Annotated in this window: 7 protein-coding genes; 5 read left to right on the plus strand and 2 right to left on the minus strand. The window is 44.9% G+C overall.

Going from position 1 to position 21191, the window contains the following annotated elements; translation table 11 throughout:
* Positions 1–151 precede the first annotated feature (151 nt).
* Positions 152–1897, minus strand: coding sequence for an alpha/beta hydrolase (locus tag QUA99_RS26570; protein WP_333242502.1), 1746 nt, complete (start codon positions 1895–1897; stop codon positions 152–154).
* Positions 1898–2183: 286 nt separating this feature from the next.
* On the opposite strand from QUA99_RS26570, the gene QUA99_RS26575 reads away from it, so the two are divergent.
* The 5 genes from QUA99_RS26575 to QUA99_RS26595 all read left to right on the plus strand — a co-directional run bounded on the left by QUA99_RS26575 (position 2184) and on the right by QUA99_RS26595 (position 13405).
* Positions 2184–3164, plus strand: coding sequence for an Npun_R2479 family HD domain-containing metalloprotein (locus QUA99_RS26575; RefSeq protein WP_333242499.1), 981 nt, complete (start codon positions 2184–2186; stop codon positions 3162–3164).
* A gap of 139 nt (positions 3165–3303) precedes the next feature.
* The gene (locus QUA99_RS26580) at positions 3304–4368 is read left to right on the plus strand and encodes a vWA domain-containing protein (RefSeq protein ID WP_333242496.1); all 1065 of its coding nucleotides are present in this window, start codon (positions 3304–3306) and stop codon (positions 4366–4368) included.
* Positions 4369–4481: 113 nt separating this feature from the next.
* Positions 4482–6713 carry an NAD-dependent DNA ligase LigA gene (gene ligA, locus QUA99_RS26585; RefSeq protein WP_333242493.1) on the plus strand — a complete coding sequence of 744 codons (2232 nt, stop codon included), beginning with the start codon at positions 4482–4484 and terminating at the stop codon, positions 6711–6713.
* Between the two features lie 355 nt (positions 6714–7068).
* Positions 7069–7482 (plus strand): hypothetical protein, encoded by a 414-nt coding sequence (locus tag QUA99_RS26590; protein ID WP_333242491.1) that lies wholly within the window; start codon positions 7069–7071, stop codon positions 7480–7482.
* A gap of 535 nt (positions 7483–8017) precedes the next feature.
* Positions 8018–13405, plus strand: a complete 5388-nt coding sequence (locus QUA99_RS26595) for a protein kinase domain-containing protein (protein ID WP_333242488.1) — start codon at positions 8018–8020, stop codon at positions 13403–13405.
* Positions 13406–13548: 143 nt separating this feature from the next.
* Here the strand turns inward: QUA99_RS26595 and QUA99_RS26600 are convergent, their stop codons facing one another.
* Positions 13549–21006 carry a CHAT domain-containing protein gene (locus QUA99_RS26600; protein WP_333460480.1) on the minus strand — a complete coding sequence of 2486 codons (7458 nt, stop codon included), beginning with the start codon at positions 21004–21006 and terminating at the stop codon, positions 13549–13551.
* Positions 21007–21191: the final 185 nt, after the last annotated feature.

Consider the following 21191-nt stretch of genomic DNA (forward strand, 5'->3'; position numbering starts at 1 on the left):
AGGTTTGTAAAGGGGTTTGGCGACAGTTTAACTGATGAGTGTGATTAGGAAAGCTGATGACAGGAGAGAGATGGGCGTAGCTTGCGGGGCGGGACGCCATCGCCCCCGCGCGAAAAGATATGCCAGCCTGCACGCGGGGCGCACCTCAACCCTAACGAACGGGAGCGATGGGAGTTGGAGAAGGTGGAGAAACAGGAGCGATGGGAGGTGGAGAGGCCGGGATGCGAGGAGGTGGAGAAATCCTGAACTGCTGAAGTTGCTGCGGGGTGAGCGATCGCAAAATTCTCAGTCCGAGAGTGTCTCGGGAGATGCTTAAAGCGTAGGATGGCTCCAAATACGGGCGGAAATTTGATTTGTTGTTCAAATAGCTTTCCATGAATGCTAGGCTGAGTCCGCTGAGGTAGCGGCGGGCTAAAGCTGGTTCGGGCCCGATCGCCTCTGCTGGTGGCAAAAAGAGGCTTTGAGGGGATTCCTCGATCGTTGAGAAGTGAGTCCCGTTGATCGTCAATACCAGATATTTGTTGAGCGATGTCAGCCATGTGAACGGTTGAATTTGTTCGAGGAAAGCGGGGGCGACGGTATCGGCGCTGCCTGCTATTACCATGACTGGGATTTGGATTTTGCTGAGGTTTGTTTCTCCCAGAATGCTGCTGACGATCGGGTTGATGGCGATCGCAGCTTTAATGCGCGAGTCGCCGAAATTGTACTGGTTGCGCTCTAGGCCGCGGGCGCGGCACTGCAACAGCAGGGAGAGGTTCCAAGTTTCGTTTTCGAGCTGGCAGTCTTTGTCTAGCTGTCCAAAATTAATCCCTGCCCCGGCTAATGCTAAAGCCGTATAGCCGCCGAAAGACTGGCCGATGACACCGACTCGCTGCAAGTCGAGCTGCCCTTGGTAGGCCGGATCGGTTATGGAAAGTTTGGTTAAATAATCGAGCAGGTCTTTGATGTCGAGGGGGCGGTTGACAAATTCGGCAGGTTCTGCTACTTCACTGGCTCTGCCTGTTACTAAGTTTTGGATTTGTTGGGCGTTGCTGCCGGGGTGTTCGGGGACGGCGACGGCAAAGCCGTAGGAGGCTAGGTGTTTGGCTAAATATTGGAAGGAAAGGCGATCGGAACCTAAACCGTGGGAAATTACTACTACTGGGGCCGGTTGCGGGCTGCCCTGCGGCAGGTAAATGTCCATATCAAACGTGCGAGGGCGATTTGGACTCGTCAGAGTTACCGATGATTTTTTCCAAGTATAGGGGCCCGGTAGCTGGGGCTGCAGCATTTCGGCGGGCGGTATGGCGGGTTCTAAGGCTGCTTGTGCTTCGGACAACTGGACGACTCCGGCGATCGTCTGATTGGAACGGTTGATCAGGGATGTCAGCTCGTTCCCGATAGCCAAGCCGCGGGCGATGTCAATCCTGATGCCGTAAGTGGGGAATTTCCGCAGGACGTTGAGAATTGTCAGACCTTCTGGATCTGAGGCTGCTAAAATCAGGGCGGCTCGGATGGCATAAAATCCCGGCTGCCGAGCTTTGGTTTGAATTACTCGGCCCAAGCGTTTCAGCAGCACTTCTCCTTGAGGCGTGTAGAGGAATTGGGCGATCGTCACGTGGCTGATTTCAGCTTTCGCTTGCAGGGCGCTGCGAATCTCCGCTAGCTGTGCTTTTTTGACGTACTGAGCGAAGCCGTCCAAGTTAGAGTCTATTTTGCCTTCTTTGGCGAAGAGTGCCAGGGATTCGATCGGAACCGATTCTTCTAGCGGCCCGTAAGTTACGTAAATTCGTTCGGCACCCATTGCCGGTGCGGCGGTGCAAACAGCCGTGAATGCAAACAATCCTAGGTATTTTGGGGCGATCGACCGCCGAGTGCCAAGGGCAGCAGTGGAGAGACTCGGAAACACACAGTTCATAACTTTCACACCTAGGACTTCTAATCATTAGTCGGTGAAACGATGTAAATTGTTTCGCCAATATTTAATGCCCGAAAATCGATCTGTTGCTTCGGATGCTTCGGAAATTAGGTTATCGTGGGAAGCATAGCCAAAAGAGCAATTTTCAGACCTGACAAGACTAGCTGAAATTTAAAATTCAACGCCGAGGGGTCAAACCTGCTGGAAGGCCCAGCGATGATTTTTTCAGCTATGCAAGATATTTTCGATCGAGTTTGCAACTAAAGTCTGAGTGAGAGAATTTATCATGTTTAATGCAACTGCTATCCTGATTGACGCTTTTGTGCAAGAGCTGCAGGCCGGCTACCGCCGCACCTACGGCAAGTACAAGCCTGACTACCCTGAAATTATTGCCTGGGCGGGGACTATGGCTCTGGAAAATATCGCTAACTGCGATGCTTTGTACCACAATGTGGAACACACAATGCTCGTGGCTTTGGTGGGACAAGAGATTCTCCGGGGCAAGCATATTCGCGAAGGGGGAGTGTCGCCCGAAGATTGGCTGCACTACCTGATCTCGCTGCTGTGCCACGATATCGGCTACGTCAAAGGTGTTTGCCGCCAAGACCAAGAAGCTGTGGGACTCTACGCTACGGGTATTGACGGGGGCATGGTTTCTGTGCCGGTCGGAGCCACTTCTGCCAGTTTAACTCCTTATCATGTCGATCGAGGAAAACTCGTAATTGACGAACGCTTCGGCGGCCACACATTAATTGATGCCGAACAAATCAAGCGCAATATTGAATTGACGCGCTTCCCAGTCCCTGCTAGCGAAACTCATCAAGACAGAAACAATTATTCTGGACTCGCCCGGGCCGCCGATTTGATCGGTCAGTTGAGCGACCCTAATTACCTGCGAAAAATAAGTGCGCTGTTCTACGAATTTGAGGAAGTCGGCACTAATAAAATCTTGGGCTACAAGTCTCCGGGAGATTTGCGGCAAAATTACGCCAAGTTTTATTGGAACGGAGTTTTTCCCTATATTCCAGCAGCTTTGAACTACTTGGAATTAACCCAGGGAGGCAAACAGATTATTGCCAACCTCTACGCTAACGTGTTTCAGGTAGAACACGCTGAACCGATCGCTTTCAACAAAACAAACGCTCAAGAATTCATCAAATCCCGTGCCAATGGCAACTTGAACGGCGAAAAAGATAGTGATAATCTTCAAGCTTCCATGTCCGGGGACAACAAGAAATTTAGCGACTTTTTTGACCTAAATTTGTGATGACTTAACCAGCCTTATGCTGAAGCAAATCGAGCGAGCCAGCAGAATTAGGATAAATCTTTTTCCCTAGTTGCTGACTCGTCTTTTTATCAGCTATAATATAGCTAATAAATCGGTGTTTGTTAAGGAGAGTTACGTCATGGCAAACAACAACATTGAAGTCGTTTTTAGCTTTGATACAACTGGCAGTATGTACCCTTGTTTGACGCAAGTTCGTCGGAAAATTAAAGAGACGGTAACGAGACTGCTCGATGAAATTCCTGGCATTCGCATTGGCATTATTGCTCACGGGGACTATTGCGACGCTGACAGCACTTACGTAACTAAACACCTCGATTTGTCAGGCGATGTCGGCACGATTTGCAATTTTGTTCAAAATGTAGAGCCAACAGGCGGTGGCGATGCTCCAGAATGTTATGAATTAGTCTTGCACGAAGCTCAGTCACTTTCTTGGACTCCAACTAATTCCAAAACCTTGGTACTGATTGGCGACGACATCCCGCACGCACCCGCTCAAACTCCTCAAAAACTTAACTGGCGTCAGGAAGTAGATAAGTTAGCACAGATGGGAATTGCCGTTTACGGCATCCAAGCTCTCAACCGCCAGCACGCTACTTTATTTTACAAAGAACTAGCCGAAAAGTCGGGCGGTTTTCACCTCAATCTAGACCAATTTTCCTACATTACAGATTTCTTTTTAGCAGTTTGTTACCAACAGTCGTCTAACGAACAACTGCAAGCTTACGAACAAGAAGTTGTCAGTGAAGGTCGCATGAATCGCGGATTAAACAAAATGTTTAATACCATGCTGAAGCGGGAAGGCGTTGCTGTTTATGAATCAGCAGAATTGCGAGCCGTAAAACCGGGGAGATTTCAGATTCTAGAAGTAGACAGCGAGATTTCCATTAAAGCTTTTGTTCTGGAGAATGGTTTGACTTTTAAAACCGGGCGCGGGTTTTATGAATTTACTAAAACCGAAACTATCCAAGGTAAGAAAGAAATTGTGCTGATGGACCGTTCGACAGGGGATTTGTTTGAAGGAGAAGCGGCGCGAGAAATGTTGGGTTTGCCAATGGGCGAAACAGTTCGCATCAAACCGAGCAATCTAGAAAAGTATGCGGTTTTTGTGCAAAGTACCTCGGCAAATCGCAAGCTGATGGGGGGAACTCGTTTCCTTTATGAAGTTGAAGATTGGGATCGTTAATTAATCTTAAATGTCCAAACAACAACCGCAGATAGATGCAGATCGGGGTAAAATCTCTATTCTCTGTGTTTGTGTTACGGTCTGCGGTTAAAAATATACACTTTCAAATTAATATGCAACACAAAATCCAGCAGCAAATTCAACAGTTGAGGCAGCAGCTACAGCAAGCTAGCTATGCTTATTATGTTCTCGATGCGCCGATGATGCCAGATGAGGTGTACGATCGACTTTATCGCCAGTTGCAAGACTTAGAATCAGATTATCCGGAATTAATTACTGCCGAAAGCCCGACTCAGCGCGTCGGAGAACAGCCTGCTACTCAATTTTTTAGCGTCAAGCACAATATTCCTCTCTACAGTTTGGAAAATGCTTTTAATTTTGAGGAATTTGCTAAATGGCAGGAACGCTGGCAAAGAGTAGCACCTCCCGTAACCCCCGGTCAAGAGGGAAATTCACCCCCCCTAACCCCCCCTGATCAAGGGGGGGGACAAGAGGGAAATGTACCGCCCCTAACCCCCGGTCAAGAAGGAAATTTACCCCCCCTAACCCCCCCTGATCAAGGGGGGGGACAAGAGGGAATAACATCTTCAATTAGCAATCAGGAAAACAGGGAAATTACTCCCCCCCTTAGCAAGGAGGGGTTCGGGGGGGTTTCCTATGTTTGCGAGTTAAAAATTGACGGTTCTGCTTTAGCATTAACCTATGAAAATGGAATTTTAGTTCGGGGTGCGACGCGGGGAGACGGCATTGCCGGAGAGGAAATCACTCAAAATGTCAAGACTATTCGCTCGATTCCTCTCAAGCTCAATTTAGACAATCCGCCGCCTGTTGTGGAAGTGCGGGGAGAAGCTTTTTTGTCTTTAGCTGTGTTTGAAGAAATTAATCGAGAACGAGAAAAATCCGGGGAACAATTGTTTGCGAATCCTCGCAATGCTGCTGCGGGTACGCTGCGGCAGTTGGATTCTAAAATTGTGGATAAGCGCAGGTTGGATTTCTTTGCTTATACTCTGCATTTAGATGAGGATAATGAGGAGAAGACGCAGTGGGGATCGCTGGAATTATTGAGAAGAATGGGGTTTAAGGTGAATCCCTATCGCAAAATTTGCTATGCTTTGGATGAGGTTCGGGAGTATTACGAATATTGGGATACTGAGCGGCGGAATTTGCCTTACATGACGGATGGGGTTGTTGTTAAGATTAATTCGGTTGGGCTGCAAAAACAATTGGGTTTTACTCAGAGGTTTCCGCGCTGGGCGATCGCCCTTAAGTATCCCGCTGCCGAAGTCCCTACAATAGTAGAAGCTGTCACCGTACAAGTAGGGAGAACCGGGGCTCTGACCCCTGTAGCGGAACTCAAACCGGTGCAGTTGGCGGGGACGACGGTTTCGCGGGCTTCTCTCCATAATAGCGATCGACTTTCCGATCTCAACCTGCACATTGGCGATACTGTAATTGTCAGAAAAGCTGGGGAAATCATACCAGAAGTTGTGCGAGTTTTGCCGGAACTTCGCCCCCAAAATGCGAGATTTTTTCAAATGCCTAGTTGCTGTCCTGAATGCGAACAGCCTGTGGTTCGGGAAAAAGGGGAGGCCGTTACTCGCTGCATCAATACATCTTGTCCGGCGATTTTGAGGGGTTCGCTAATTCATTTTTGCAGCCGGGATGCTCTGGATATTAACGGTGTTGGGGAAAAGTTAGTGCAGCAGATGGTTGATAGCAATCTGCTCAATTCTGCGGCGGATTTGTACGATTTGACTGCGGAAAGATTGATGAGTTTGGAACGCATGGGTAAGAAGTTAGCAGAAAAGTTGGTAAGTGCGATCGCCCAATCCAAAAATCAACCTTATTCGCGGGTACTTTACGGCTTGGGCATCCGCCACGTCGGCAGCGTGAATGCTCAATTGCTGACAGAAAGGTTTGCCAATGTGGAAGAGTTAGCAGCGGTATCGGCGGCATCGATTGAGGGCGTTTACGGCATCGGGCCGGAAATTGCTCAAGCTGTTTATCAGTGGTTTCGAGTTCCGGCAAATCAAAGTTTAATTGCACGGTTGAAAACTGCGGGATTGCAATTGCAGTCAGAAGTTAAAAGTCAAAATTCAGGAAACACAAATTTACAACTTGCAGGCAAAACCTTTGTGCTGACGGGAACTTTGCCCACTTTGAAACGAGATGAAGCTAAAGATTTGATTCAAAAAGCAGGAGGTAAAGTCACAAGTTCTGTGAGTGCAAAAACTGATTATGTGGTTGTGGGAGAAGATGCGGGTTCTAAGTTGGAAAAGGCTCAATCTTTGGGAATCGAACTACTTTCGGAAGCTGAGTTATTGGAACTGCTATCCAAACCATAAATGATTGGTGAAAGTCAATATATCTCTCTTTGCTCTTTCTCTGCGCCCTCTGCGGTATCTGCGGTTCGCAAAAAAAGCTGATTCACTTCAGCCGTTTTCAAAGAACATCGCCAACAATTCTATTACCGTCGGTGCAACATAGCCGATCCTCTTCGAGGCATCCGCTAACGCGAATTGCGCAATACCTCAAAAGGAATAGAAATCGGGATCGCACTTGCTGAATATACATACTTCGCCGGGGTGCTGCCCGAATCGGTTGTCGGTACAGGCTAGTTTTGCTAAAATTTGATAAAGTTTGCAATAGCGATCGCAACTGCGAGCTTAGCCAAATCCCAGCAATCATAGGAGATACATTATGTCTGAAATTCCAGCAGAACAAACACAAACAAACTTGACAACTCCAGAAATAACTACCGAAAGCTCAATTTCTGGAGTGGAAAACGTGAAAAACAGTTTGGGAAACGTCCTAAATAGTTGGAAATTGAAAGTAGGATTAGGAGTTGCTGTACTGTTTGCAGTGTCGCTATTTGTATTCTACTGGCAGCATATGATTGCAGTCGTAGGTATGAAGAGTTGGTCGGCGCGATCGGGAGCTAACCCGATCGAATGTATGGTAAGAGATACTAATAACGACGAGTATGTCAGTTGCAGCGCCCTCCTCGACCAGCAGATTGTCCCTCTTGAGTGCAGTTCGAGTTTGTTCAATATCGGCTGTCGAGTCAATTACGGAACTGCGGCCCCAAATCCGAGACAGACCAACCCTAGATAGAGCATCTCCGCGTTAGAGATGATTGTTGAACGAACAGATTTGCTACTTAAAATATGGGACTTACAAAAAAACTCTCACCGTGAAAATCCTCCAGCAATAAAGAGCGGAAAACTCGGGTTTTTCTTGTTTTAAATTAGCAGGTAAGTTGACTTGCCTGCTATTGCCATTAAGTGCCTGTTTTTGATCCGAAACGACAACTGCTGTTGAGACCAGGCGTAGGGCGTTAACGTAAAATATTTATCCTTATATGACAGGGCGTTTTAAGTTTAATTAGAAAGCTAATTAGCGTGAATTGGCGAGATTCTACTTTTCCTACTTTTGTGAGATTCGCCACTTAGACTTAATTCTATCAAAAACATCACTACCCGAGATGACGCCACAATGCACCTGACAGCGAGAGCTGCTGAGTAATAGTTGAATAATGTTAAAAATTATTTATTAATTTTTGTTACCCAACATTCAAGGTGTCAAAGGTATGCTATAAAAATAATCATCTATATTGAATAATATTTCCTTCTATCATTGAAACCTAAAAATGATCGAAATTAACGGCTACCAGATTATTGCTCAGATTTACGAAGGTGATAACTCAATAGTATATAGAGGCATCCGACAACAGGATAATCTACCTGTTATCCTGAAAATGCTCAAACAAGATTATCCGACTCCTGCTCAACTCACCCGCTATCGACAGGAATATGAAATTACACGGAATCTTAATCTAAAAGGGGTCATCAAAGCTTATAGTTTGGAAGAGGATCACAGAAGGGTAGTTATAATCTTTGAAGATTTTGGTGGCAATTCTCTCAATAAATTGATAAACAACTCTGAACAAAAGCAAGCCATTACCTCTTTAAACAAATTCCTCGACATCGCGATTCAAGCAGCCGAGATTTTGGCTCAGATTCATGCAGCCAATGTCATTCACAAAGATATTAACCCAGCTAATCTTGTTTGGCATTCAGAAACAAACCAACTCAAAATCATTGACTTTGGCATTTCCACTCAACTAACCCGCGAAAATCCCACCCTAAAAAATCCCAATGTCCTAGAAGGAACTTTAGCCTATATTTCACCCGAACAAACAGGAAGAATGAATCGCTCCCTAGATTACCGCACCGACTTTTACTCCCTTGGTGTCACTTTATATGAGTTACTGACAGGACAACTCCCTTTTGAAACAAATGATGCACTGGAGTTAGTACATTGTCATATCGCCAAACTACCCATAGCCCCCAATCAAAATAATCCAGAAATTCCCAAAGCCGTGTCAGATATCGTGATGAAACTGATGGCAAAAACCGCAGAGGAGCGATACCAAAGCGCCTTCGGGATCGGAAATGATTTAGCAGAATGTTTGCATGAGTTACAAACGACAGGAAATATATCAGATTTAACTTTGGGAACTCAAGACATTTCCGAGCAGTTTCAAATCCCGCAAAAACTCTATGGACGCGAGGCAGAAGTTGAAACACTACTAAGAGCATTTAAGCGCGTAGCAGAACCGCAAAAATCTCAAATAGAAATGATGCTCGTTGCTGGTTACTGTGGTATTGGCAAATCTGCACTGGTAAAGGAACTTTATAAGCCCATTACCCAAACACGCGGCTATTTTATCTGTGGTAAATTTGACCAGTTTCAACGCAATATTCCCTACTCCGCTGTTGTATATGCCTTCCAAGAATTAGTGCGACAACTGTTAACAGAAACCGAAACACAACTCAAGCTTTGGCGAGAAAAGCTTTTAACTGCTCTGGGAGTTAACGGACAAATTATTATTGAAGTCATTCCCAACGTCGAACTGATTATTGGCAAGCAAAGAAATGTTCCACAGTTGAGAGGAATGGAGGCTCAAAACCGCTTTAATTTAGTTTTGGGTAACTTTATCCGCGCATTTTGTTCTCCAGAACATCCCCTAGTTATCTTTCTTGATGATTTGCAGTGGGCAGATGCTGCTACCCTCAAATTAATCCAACTGATGATGACAGATTCAGATACACAATACTTGTTTTTAATTGGCGCATATCGCGATAACGAAGTCAGTCCGACTCATCCCTTGATGATGACGCTGGAAGAAATCCAGAAGGCGACTTCACCAAAATCTGCTCTACAAAATCTGGAAAGTGACCAACCAACCTTTACTAAAATCAATCACATAAAGTTAGCACCTTTGGCGGTAAAACATATTAGTCAACTTATTGCTGATACCTTGTACACCAACATTGAATCGGTCAAATCTTTAGCAGAAATGGTGATGACAAAAACTCGTGGCAATCCTTTTTTTGTGAATGAGTTCTTAAAAACATTGTATGCCGAGGGACTGCTGCAATTCCAACATCCTCAATCTTCCGTGATTTCGGGATGCAAAAAAGCAGAAACCCGAGGATTTTGGCAATGGGAGGTGTCTCAAATTGAAACTTTAGGGATTACAGATAATGTGGTGGAATTAATGATTTGCAAACTGAAAAAGTTGCCTGAAGCCACACAAAATGTCTTGCAATTAGCAGCTTGTATCGGGTCAGAATTTGACTTAAATACTCTCGCATCTGTCTGCCAAAAAACAGCAACCACGCTATTTGACTATCTCCGAGAGGCTCTGCAATCTGGGTTGATTTTATCGTGTTCTGAATTAGACGAACAACTGTTAATTCAAAATTATCAATTTTCACACGATCGCGTCCAACAAGCGGCTTATGAGATGATTCCTGAATTTAAAAAGCAGAAAACTCATTTAAAAATCGGGAGATTACTGCTAGCTAATACACCATCAAATTTAATCGAAGATAATATTTTTAATATTGTTAACCAATTAAATCAGGCAGTTAATGCTATTGATAATCCTTTGGAAAGAAAGACTCTAGCAGAATTAAATTTAATCGCTGGGCGCAAAGCAAAATTTAGCATTGCTTACGAGCCTGCTGTCCAATACTTAAGTATCGGCTTAGAACTTTTATGTATTGATAGTTGGCACACTGATTATGAATTAACTCTAGCTATGTATGAAGCAGCCGCTGAAACCGCATACCTAAATGGCGATTTTGAACAAATGGAAAAATTGGTAGAAGTTGTTGAAACTTTTGCCAAAACTATGTTAGAAAAAGTCAAAGTATGTGAAATTAAAATGCTGGCATACATAACTAGAACTAGGCTATTAGAGGCTACCAAAATTGGACTAAAAGCCCTGGATTTACTAGGCATAAATCTGCCAGAATCGCCGAGCCCAGATGATATTAAACAAGTATTGTTAGAAACCAAGGCTTTATTAGTTGATAAAAGCGACTTAGATTTATTAAATTTACCACGGCTAACGGATACCAACAAGTTAGCAGCGATGAGGATATTATCAATTCTATTTACCCCAATATTTTTAACGACACCCGCCCTATTGCCATTCATCCCCTGTCAACAGGTACAATTATCGCTCCAATATGGCAATAATTCTCATTCTGCCTTGGGTTATGCCAATTACGCTATCATTTTAAATGGATTTTTACAAGAAATTGATTCGGCTTATCAATTTGGCCAAGTAGCTTTAAAGTTATTATCTCAGGTAAATTATTCAGAAATTAAGGGCAGAACTCTTAACCAAGTTGGCGCACTTAATATTCATGGCAAGGCTCATCTCAAAGACACTTTTGCCATTCTTTTAGAGGCTTATCAAAGTAGCCTAGAAAACGGGGACTTAGAATTCGTTGGCTATTCTGCCATGAATAGATGTCAATATTTGTACTTGGGCAGTGAAGAATTGATATTTGTAGAAAAGGAGATGGGAAATTACTGTCATGCTTTGGCTAAATTTAACTTAAAAACCTCCTTAAATTATAATCAAATTTTTTGGCAGTCAGTTTTGAATTTAATATCTTATGAGTCAAATCCTGGCTGTTTAATAGGTAATGCTTGTAATGAAAAGCAGATGCTACCAATGCTGTTAGCTGCTAACGATCGGTTTGGCATTTTTAGCTTATATTTACACAAATTGATTCTCTGTTATTTGTTTGATGATTATACTGAAGCCTTAGTCAACACGCTGCAAGCTGAAAAATATGTCGATGGGGCGACGGGATATTTTAGTGTCTCTGTTTTCTATTTTTATGATTCCTTAGCGCGACTAGCCATCTATTCATCTGTAACTAATCTTGATGAACAAGAATTCTTGATACTGAAAGTTAAAAATAATCAAGAAAAAATGGCAACTTGGGCATATTATGCTCCGATGAATTACTCGCAAAAATTTGATCTAGTTGCAGCAGAACAACATCGGATATTAGGTGAAGATAGGTTAGCAATGGATTTGTACGATCGCGCTATTGCCCAGGCTAGAAAAAATCATTATATCAACGACGAAGCTTTAGCCTGCGAACTAGCCGCCAAGTTTTGGTTAACTCAAGGCAAAGAAAGGTTTGCCAAGTCATATATAAATGACGCTCATTATGCTTATGCTCGCTGGGGAGCAACAGCAAAGGTTAAAGATTTAGAAGCAAGATACCCGAAATTAATATCTAAAGTTGCAGCCGCCACTCTAATTATTGACACTAACACGACAACAAGTATTAATACTGGCACGACTTCGGGAGAAGTTTTAGATATAGCAACAGTAATCAAAGCTTCTCAAGCTATTTCTGGGGTAATTTTACTAGAGCAATTATTACCGAATTTGATGAAAATTCTTATCGAAAATGCCGGGGCGCAAGTTGGCTTCCTAATTTTAGAATCTCAAGGACAATTGCTGATTGAAGCTGAAGGGGCTGTAGATTCAGAACAAGTCAAAGTTTTACAGTCAATCAACATTGAAACTACCGAAAAGCTGCCGCTAGGCGTCATCCAATATGTGGCGAGAACTCAAGAGGATGTCGTTTTATCGGATGCTACTAAGGAAGGAGTTTTTACTCGCGAACCCTATATTGTTAGAAATCAGGCTAAGTCACTCTTATGCGCTCCTATTATTAATCAAGGCAAACTGATCGGCATTCTCTATCTAGAAAATAATCTCACTACGGGGGTATTTACCCCAGATAGATTGGAAGTCTTAAAAATCTTATCCTCGCAAGCAGCTATTTCGATTGAAAATGCCCGGCTCTATCAAAATTTAGAAGATAAAGTCGCACAACGCACGGCTCAACTAGCTCAAGCTAATCAAGAAATTAGCACTCTCAACGAACTCCTCAAAAAAGACAATCTGCGCATGAGTGCAGAACTCGATATTGTCAAACAACTGCAACAAATGGTGTTGCCAAAACATTCAGAATTAGAGGCAATTGAAGGCTTAGAAATAGCTGGTTTTATGGAGCCAGCAGATGAAGTTGGCGGCGATTACTATGACGTATTGCAACAGGATGGTCAAGTCAAGATTAGCATTGGCGATGTCACGGGACACGGTTTAGAAAGCGGCGTGTTGATGATTATGGCACAAACGGCTGTCAGGACGCTTCAGAAAATGAACGAAACAGATCCAATGAAGTTTTTGGATGTCCTCAACCAGACTCTTTATGATAATCTCCAGCGCATGGAATCCCCTAAAAATATGTCTCTAGCTATATTAGACTATGCCGGAGGTGTCCTCAAATTAAGCGGACAACATGAGGAAATGATTGTGGTGCGCGCTGATGGAAAATTGGATTCCATAGATACGATGGATTTAGGATTTCCCATTGGCTTAGTAGAAGAGATTGGCGAGTTTATTGCTCAAGAAGAAGTGCTGTTAAATCCTGGGGATGTTGTGGTGCTTTATACTGATGGAATTCCTGAAGCTTTCGATATTAATAAAGCGCAGTACGGATTAAAGAGGTTGTGGCAAGTGGTGGTTGAAAATCGTCACCGCTGTGCCCAAGAAATTCGGGAAGCTGTAATTAATGATGTGCGGCAGTATATTGGCGCTCAGAAGGTTTTTGATGATATTACTTTGGTGGTGATGAAGCAGAAATAGAGTTCAAAACCCCCGATCGCACTCGGCAGTTGAAATTGGGAATCTTCAGGGGGGAACCCCCCCAACCGCCTCAAGCGGGCATTGCCGCTACTGTAGAAACTTTCGTCCCTAAGAAGCGGAGACTGAAAAATAAAAATGGCAGCTTACCAAGGGCTTCCGATCATGGTGAAACTGCTCCAGTAGTAAGGATGAGAAAAATCTTGGTTTTGTTGTTGTATGTTAGTCGGTAAATTCAAGTTGTCCGCTGTTGTAACTAACTGCCCGTTTTCGAGCCGAACTTTACCAGCAATCATCGCCTGTTGAGCAAGTTGCAGAGTTTCTGCCTTAGTTGTGGCTCCTCGCAACTGGTGGTAAAATTCGCTCATCAGCCCCAAAGTGCCTCCATCGTCAACATACCACAAACTCCCTAAAGCAGATTTTGCGCCGGATTTTACTGCTAAACCTCCAAAACCTAACTCTGCTTCCCGATCGCCCAAAGCTGTTCTACAAGCACTTAATACTAACAAGTCTACCTGCGGATTGCGCCAATTTAAACTCTCCATGCGATCGAGCTGCAATTTGGAATTCCACAGTTGAATGTATGAATTGCTCGGTTTTCCCGGTTTGAATTCAGCGTGAGTTGCTAGGTGAACGATCCGAAATCCTCCCTTGGCGTGTTCCGAGTTGAGATTATCTATAGTGAAAGTGGAATTGAGGAAAGATGGCCCGCGCCACTGAGCCGAAATCGCCTGCAATTCGATCGGCACACTGGGCAAGGGCTTTTGATCGACAAATTCAGACCTTCCCATTGCTAGCACTGTGGCGTCTCTAACTGCTTTATAATCGGTATTAGTCGAACTAAAACTAGGAATTAGGCTGAAACTGTATTTTTCAATCAAGAAGCCTTGACCGTCGTGCAAAGCAGCAAAGGGCAGGCTCCGCAATCCCGGATCGACTGACAGTAACAAAGTCTGAATTCCTAAGTTTTGTAAGTCTGTTTCTAGGGGTGCGATCGCCCATTTATATAATTGCTGGGAGGCGGCTAGATAAGTGGTAGTAGCGCGTTTTGCGGGATTGGTGATTTCATTGCGAAACTCCTGGACGGTGGGGAATAAGGCTGCTCTGTTGGCTTCGGGGACGCTGTAGTGAATCGGCTGCCCCACGGGAGGAACTAAAATTAGTTCCAGTCGATTTTCTCGCGAGACTATGTAGATAATACCAGACCGCTTGCCCGGTTGCTCTGCGATATCTTGTAAAGTTTGTTGGAAGGTCGAAATCAAGACTTTTTCCTCTGGGAGGTTGGCTTTTACCCCCAAGTATTCTCCAAATTCTTGATTCCTCATTTCTTCGATTCCCCAGACTGTTTTCTGGATATCGTTACCTTCAAAAAGTCGATCGGGAGGTGGGGCGTACCCCAGAACTAAATTAGAAGTAGGGTTGACTGTTGGTGCTTGTTTGGATGCTGGTGAAGATGCTACGATGCCGGCGGGTAATTGACTGGTGATACTTCGATCGATGGTTAAAACTCGATCGGTCGCTACACCGGGATTGTCTAGCGGTGCAATTTTGCCGCGTTGAAAGTCTTCTGAATCAGGGGTTGAAGATTCTTCTTGCGGTGCCGGTATATCTGTGGCTGTGGGCGATTTTGGTGTGGGGACAGGTGCGGGCACTTTTATTTCCGTAGGAGCACTTGGAGTCGGAGTTACTACCGGAGTCGGAGTTGGAGTTACTACCGCAGTCGGAGTGACAACCGGAGTCGGAGTTGGAGTTACTACCGCAGTCGGAGTTACTACCGGAGTCGGAGTTGGAGTTACTACCGCAGTCGGAGTCGCAGTTACTACCGGAGTCGGAGTTACTACCGGAGTCGGAGTTGGAGTTACTACCGGAGTCGGAGTTACTACCGGAGTCGGAGTTGGAGTTACTACCGGAGTCGGAGTTGGCGTTGGAGTTGGAGTTGGAGTTACTACCGGAGTTGGCGTTGGCGTTGGAGTTGGAGTTGGCGCTGGAGTCGGAGTTGGCGTTGGCGTTGGCGTCGGGTCAATGCCGTCATCAGTCGAAAACGCAATATTACCAACACTACTAGAACGCGGAAACGACTGCGATGTAATGCTAGATTGTCCCGTTGTAATTGCACCCGCCGTACCGTTGCTAGCAGCATTCCCCACCACAAACGGTTGAATCGGCGTCCCTCCATCTCCCCCAGCGTGTGTAATTGCGATATTTCCGCTACCTGTGCCGCCAGCAGTAGAAATGCTAGCAAATCCCGTCGGCGAAAAAGGTGTTGAAAAAGCACCTGTAGCCCGGAAAAAATTGCCTGTTATTGCTGTGACATCGCCGCCGGTGCCGCCAGTACCGCCTTGGGCATTGATAAACTCTACTTGAATATCGCCGATCGGATCTAAGAACACATTGCCGGCATTTCCGAGTATACCGCTAGAGTTAATTTGTCCGGTGGTAATTGAAGTTATCGCCTTAACAGTTATGTTACCGCCACTGTTTGCCGATGTATTCAAATTACCGGCTGTGAAATTGTTACCGCTTGTAAATTCAATTTCTCCGCCATTAGTAGTAATATTTTTAACACTTATATCGCCCTTGGCAGTAATATCGACTTCGCCGGCGGTGACATCTCCCGATAAATTGACTTTTTCCGTGTTTGATGCTGTCAATTCTTGCGCGTTAATTGTCGAGTTTCCTGTCACATTGCCAGCATTGTCGATCGCAAGATTTCCTAACTTGCCGGTTGCCCCCACCGCACCGTTGAAAGTGATGCTGCCGCTACCGGAGGCTAGAGTTAAGTTGCGGGCATTAATGCTGTCACTGTCGATCGCACCAAAAGCAATATTTCCCCCTGCGGTACTAAATACCGCATCCTTTGTCAAAACCAAAGCATTGCTAATATTAATGTTGCCGTTATTAGTCGTAACATTTCCGCCTAATTTAGTAGTGAAAGCCGTCACATTAAAACCAGAATTGCTTTTAACATTTCCGATAAATTCCGCATTCGCTGCGGTAACATTCAAAACCGATAAAGGCGTTGTTTCTCCGATATTTCCTTGCAGCAGCACATTACCATTCGCGGCATCTAAGCCCAACAAATGACCGCCGTCGATCGCCCCTTTTATATTAATGCTACCAACGCTGCTTTTAAGATTAACCTGGTTTTCCAGTTGAACGTTGCCAGTCAAATCTATATTGTTAGTTGTATTGATGCCATAGTTCAAATTAATTGTTGAACCTTGGATAGCAACACTGCTGTTGTCAAGTCCGGTGATAGTTCCATCAAGTGCGATCGTACCTGTTCCCGTTTGAATATTTACTGGGTCTAAAAATGTGAGATTATAGGGAATACTAATATTGGCACTGCTATTCGATTGCCCGATCGCGATCGAGCTAAATCCATTTTGAATCAAATTAAGTTCCAATCCAGTCAAATCTAAAGCGCTAGTATTGTTATCAGTTCCGCCAACAACAATATTTTCGCCGGCTGTTGCGGGTTGCAGCGTTAACGCGCCAGTACCAGAAACATTCCCGGAAAAATCAATTTCACCTGCCGTTAACGTCAGGGGGTTACTACCTGCAAATAAACTAGAACCGAAAGCAATCTTTGCATCTCCGAGTGTAAAATTTACAGGAGCTTTTAATGTCACCGGACCGCTAAAACTAATGTTATCATTAGTTGTGGTGATATTTCCGCTAACTGCAACAGTTCCCCCGCCATTTTGAATAAATGCACCGTCTAAGTTAAGGTTTTTCTCAATATTCAGATTTACCTTATTGGCAATTGTGAGCGTCCCATCATTGGTGGTTGTTACAGTTCCTTTGAGATTAACATTGTCAGCAGAAATCCCGAGATTGCTAGCTACGTCAACTGTCTTGTTGAAAGTAATGTCGCTGCCTGAAAGAACCGAGTTTTTGGCAACAGTGACAGCATCTGCATAAGTTTGGCTGCCGGTTGTAGTGACATTGCCGCCTAAAAATATCTTGCTGTTTGCAGTTAAATTTGTGAGAGGAGTTGTTTCGCCGATCGCACTTTTGAAGGTAAGATTACCGCTAGCGGCCTTCACACTCAAATCGCTAGTACCGTCTACAGTGTTATTGAAAGTAATGCTGTCACCTGAAAGAATCGGATTGTTGGCAATTGTAACTGCATCTCCGTAGGTTTGAGCGCCGATTGTAGTGACATTTCCCTTGACTTGAGTTGTGCCGCCAGCATCTGTAGTCAAACTCGCGGCATTAACTTTTTGATTAAATGCGGTTGTGCCTGTAGAATTAGCTGTTAATTTGCCGATCGCACTTGCAGCACCAACTGCACCCTTAAATGTCACATTACCGCTAATCGCCTTCGCCGTCAAATCGCTGGTGCCGTCTACAGTATTATTGAAAGTAATGCTGTCACCTGAAATAATCGGATTGTTGGCAACAGTAACTGCATCTCCGTAGATTTGAGGGCCAATTGTAGCGACATTGCCTTTTAGTTCAGTTGTGCCGCCGACATTTGTAGTCAAACTCGCGGCTTTGACTGTTTGATTAAATGCGGTTTTTCCTGTAGAGTTAGCAGTAATATTTCCTAATGCCTTGGTATTGCCAACTGCACCATTAAATGTAATATTCCCGGCACCGGAATTTACAGTTAAGTCGCTGCCAATGTTATTGGCATCAACAGTATTATTGAAAGTAACGCCACTGCCTGAAATAATCGGATTAGTGGCAATTGTGACAGCATCTGCATAAGTTTGAGGGCCAATTGTAGCGACATTGCCTTTTAGTTCAGTTGTGCCGCCGACATTTGTAGTTAAACTCGCGGCCTTGACTGTTTGATTAAATGCGGTTGTGCCTGTAGAGTTAGAAGTAATATTTCCTAATGCCTTGGTATTGCCAACTGCACCATTGAATGTAATATTCCCGGCACCGGTATTCACCAATAAACTTTCATTGTTTGCTGTAGTGCCATCAAGATTCCTATTAAAGGTGACATTGCCGCTGCTGGGAGTTCCTGATGTTGTTAGGGTAATAGTTGGTTTGCTAAGGACAACTGGTGATTCGAAGGTAATATTGCCACCGCTACCGGCGGCGTCCTTTGAGGTCTTTATATTACCGCTAAGAATAATATTTCCTGTACCAGAGTTGAGGGTAAAGTTCCCTCCCGTACCTCCATCTACTGAATGCGAGTCCAGAGTACCAGCGGTAATGTTACCGCCAACAGTTGAGAGGGCGATCGATCCTCCATTTCCTCGCTGAGAAAAGGAAGTGACAGTTCCAGCAGTTGTGTCGATCGCACCTGTTCCAGCAGTAATAGAGAGGTTGATATTTCCGGACGTACCTGCATCCAAGGAGAAGGAACTCAGATCGCCAGTGGTAATGTTACCGCCAGCCGTTGAGAGGGTGATCGTTCCTCCATTTCCTCGCTGGGAATAGGTAATGACCTCTCCAACAATTGTGTCGATCGCACCTGTTCCTCCAGTAACTCTGAGGTTGATATTCCCTCCACCTCCATCAGAGGAGAAGGCATTCAGAACACCAGTGGTAATGTTACCGCCAGCCGTTGAGATGGCGATCGATCCTCCATTTCCTGTTAGCTGAGAAAAGGAAAGGATATTTCCAGCAGTTGTGTCGATCGCACCTGTTCCTCCAGTAATAGAGAGGTTGATATTCCCTCCACTTCCATCAGAGGAGTAGGAATTGATAAGACCAGTGGTAATGTTACCGCCAACCGTTGAGAGGGTGATCGATCCTCCATTTCCAGCCTGGGAATAGGAATTGAGAATTCCAGCAGTTGTGTCGATCGCACCTGTTCCTCCAGTAATAGAGAGGTTGATATTCCCTCCCGTACCTGCATCAGAGAAGGAATTTAGATTACCAGTGGTAATGTTACCGCCAGCCGTTGAGAGGGCGATCGATCCTCCATTTCCAAATAAGCTTTGGGCATTCAGATTGCCCTTGCCCGCAGCGATGTTGATATCGTTGGTACTGGTGAGGCTAATATTCCCGCCCGTAGTAAAAAGGTCGCTATTGACTGATATTGCATTACCAGCATTTAATGCGATCGCGCCATTTCCACTATTAGTAATAGGTTGATCGACCGTAATATTATTATTAGCATTCAGCGTCAGAGAATTACTATTATTCCAACCAACGGGAGCGCTGACTGTAATATCGCCTTGGTTCGGAAAACCCGACGCAGTGGAAATAGTCACATTTCCCAAACCTAGCTGTGTTTCCAGCGTCCCATTATTAATCGTAGAAGTACCCGCCGATGGCGTAAATGCTCCCCCTGCTAAAGTTCCGCCTGCATCCGCACCTGCGCTAATAGTGATATCAGTAGGATCTAACAATAAGGTGCCAGCAAGGCCAAAGGTCGATCGCAAATCTACTAATCCTTGAAAATCCAGCGATTGCTTTCCAGACACTTCCACAAAGCCGCCATTCCCAGAAAACAAGCCACCTCGGGCCGTAATATTGCCATTAAAGCGAGTAGTTTCATCAGCCCAAACTATAACTCGCCCGCCATTCCCATTACTAACAGCATCAGCATTAATCGTCGAGTTGCTGCTGACAAAAGTCCGCGCAGCATTGGGCACCGTCCCCAAACCCTGATAATCTCCCCCAATCAGTACATTACCGCCGCCGTTAATCCCAGAAGCATCGATCTTGCCCGCAATAACTCCTACTTGGTCGCCTAAAATATTTACAGTACCGCCAGTGTTGCCAGAGACATTGAGACTGCCGGATGCGATCGCAGTTCCCGGAGTTCCCGGCACAGCAACATTCCCCGTCAACACAACTTCACCATTGGGATTTACCGTCAAACCGGTTGCCTGTGCCACACCTTTTCCAGTCAGCAACTCCGGCAAAGATAACACTGGCTGCGTCCAATTGTTTGGCAACAAGCTTTGAGTTGCTGTCGGCTGAATATCCAAACTCAATAAATTTCCCGCTTGACTGATGCGCACCAAATTGTTACCGGGTACGGCGCTGATGAGAATATTGCCGCTAGGCGCCGTTAGCTGACCAGTGTTGACAACGGTACTTCCGATCAAAGTTAAACTTTGACCTGGTGCCACCGTCAAATTGCCTGTATTAACAATGCTTCCCCCTTGCAAATTGGTAAATGCAAAACTATTCGGTGCCCCGATGAAAGTTGCCCAATTGTTATTGCCGATTGCGCTAAACCACTGATTGTTCCCAAAACCAATGCCTGTCGCCGTAGTAGCATTAAAAGATCCAGGCACGTTCAGACTGGCATTCGGCCCGAAAATTATGCCGGCAGGATTCATCAAAAATAAATTGGAATTGCCGCCCGTAACTTGAATTAAGCCATTGATTAAAGAAGGATTACCCCCAGTAATCCGTCCCAAAATATTTTGAATATTGGGATTGGTCAGAAAGTTAGCCGTTTGAGCCTCGCTGAGGCCAAACTGAGTAAAACTGTGAAAAAGATTAGCCCCATCTCCGCTGAAGGACCCCCCGGAAATGTCGTAGCGGTTGCCGTTGGGAGTAACAACAGTGTTAGTGCCGTCTGGTGCCGGGGTGATGGGTTGCGAGGAAGCCGAACCCGCCGCTGCACTCAGCCAGCTAACAATGAATAACCATCCGAGGAAATGCAGTCTGTTGGCTGTCATTGTGTTTAAAGATTGTGCTTAAAGTGCGATCGTATTTATTTATCCTATTTTTACTCATAAAATTTTCTCATGTCAATAGGATAGACCTATTTTGTAGCCGCGAATAATTAAAAGTGGAAGCTGAAGGAAATGTGTGTGTTTAATTACTAGGATTTACGTAGAAACAGTTTTTTTACTAGCACTCA

The organism is Microcoleus sp. F10-B2 (genome assembly GCF_036704965.1).
Taxonomy (GTDB): domain Bacteria; phylum Cyanobacteriota; class Cyanobacteriia; order Cyanobacteriales; family Microcoleaceae; genus Microcoleus.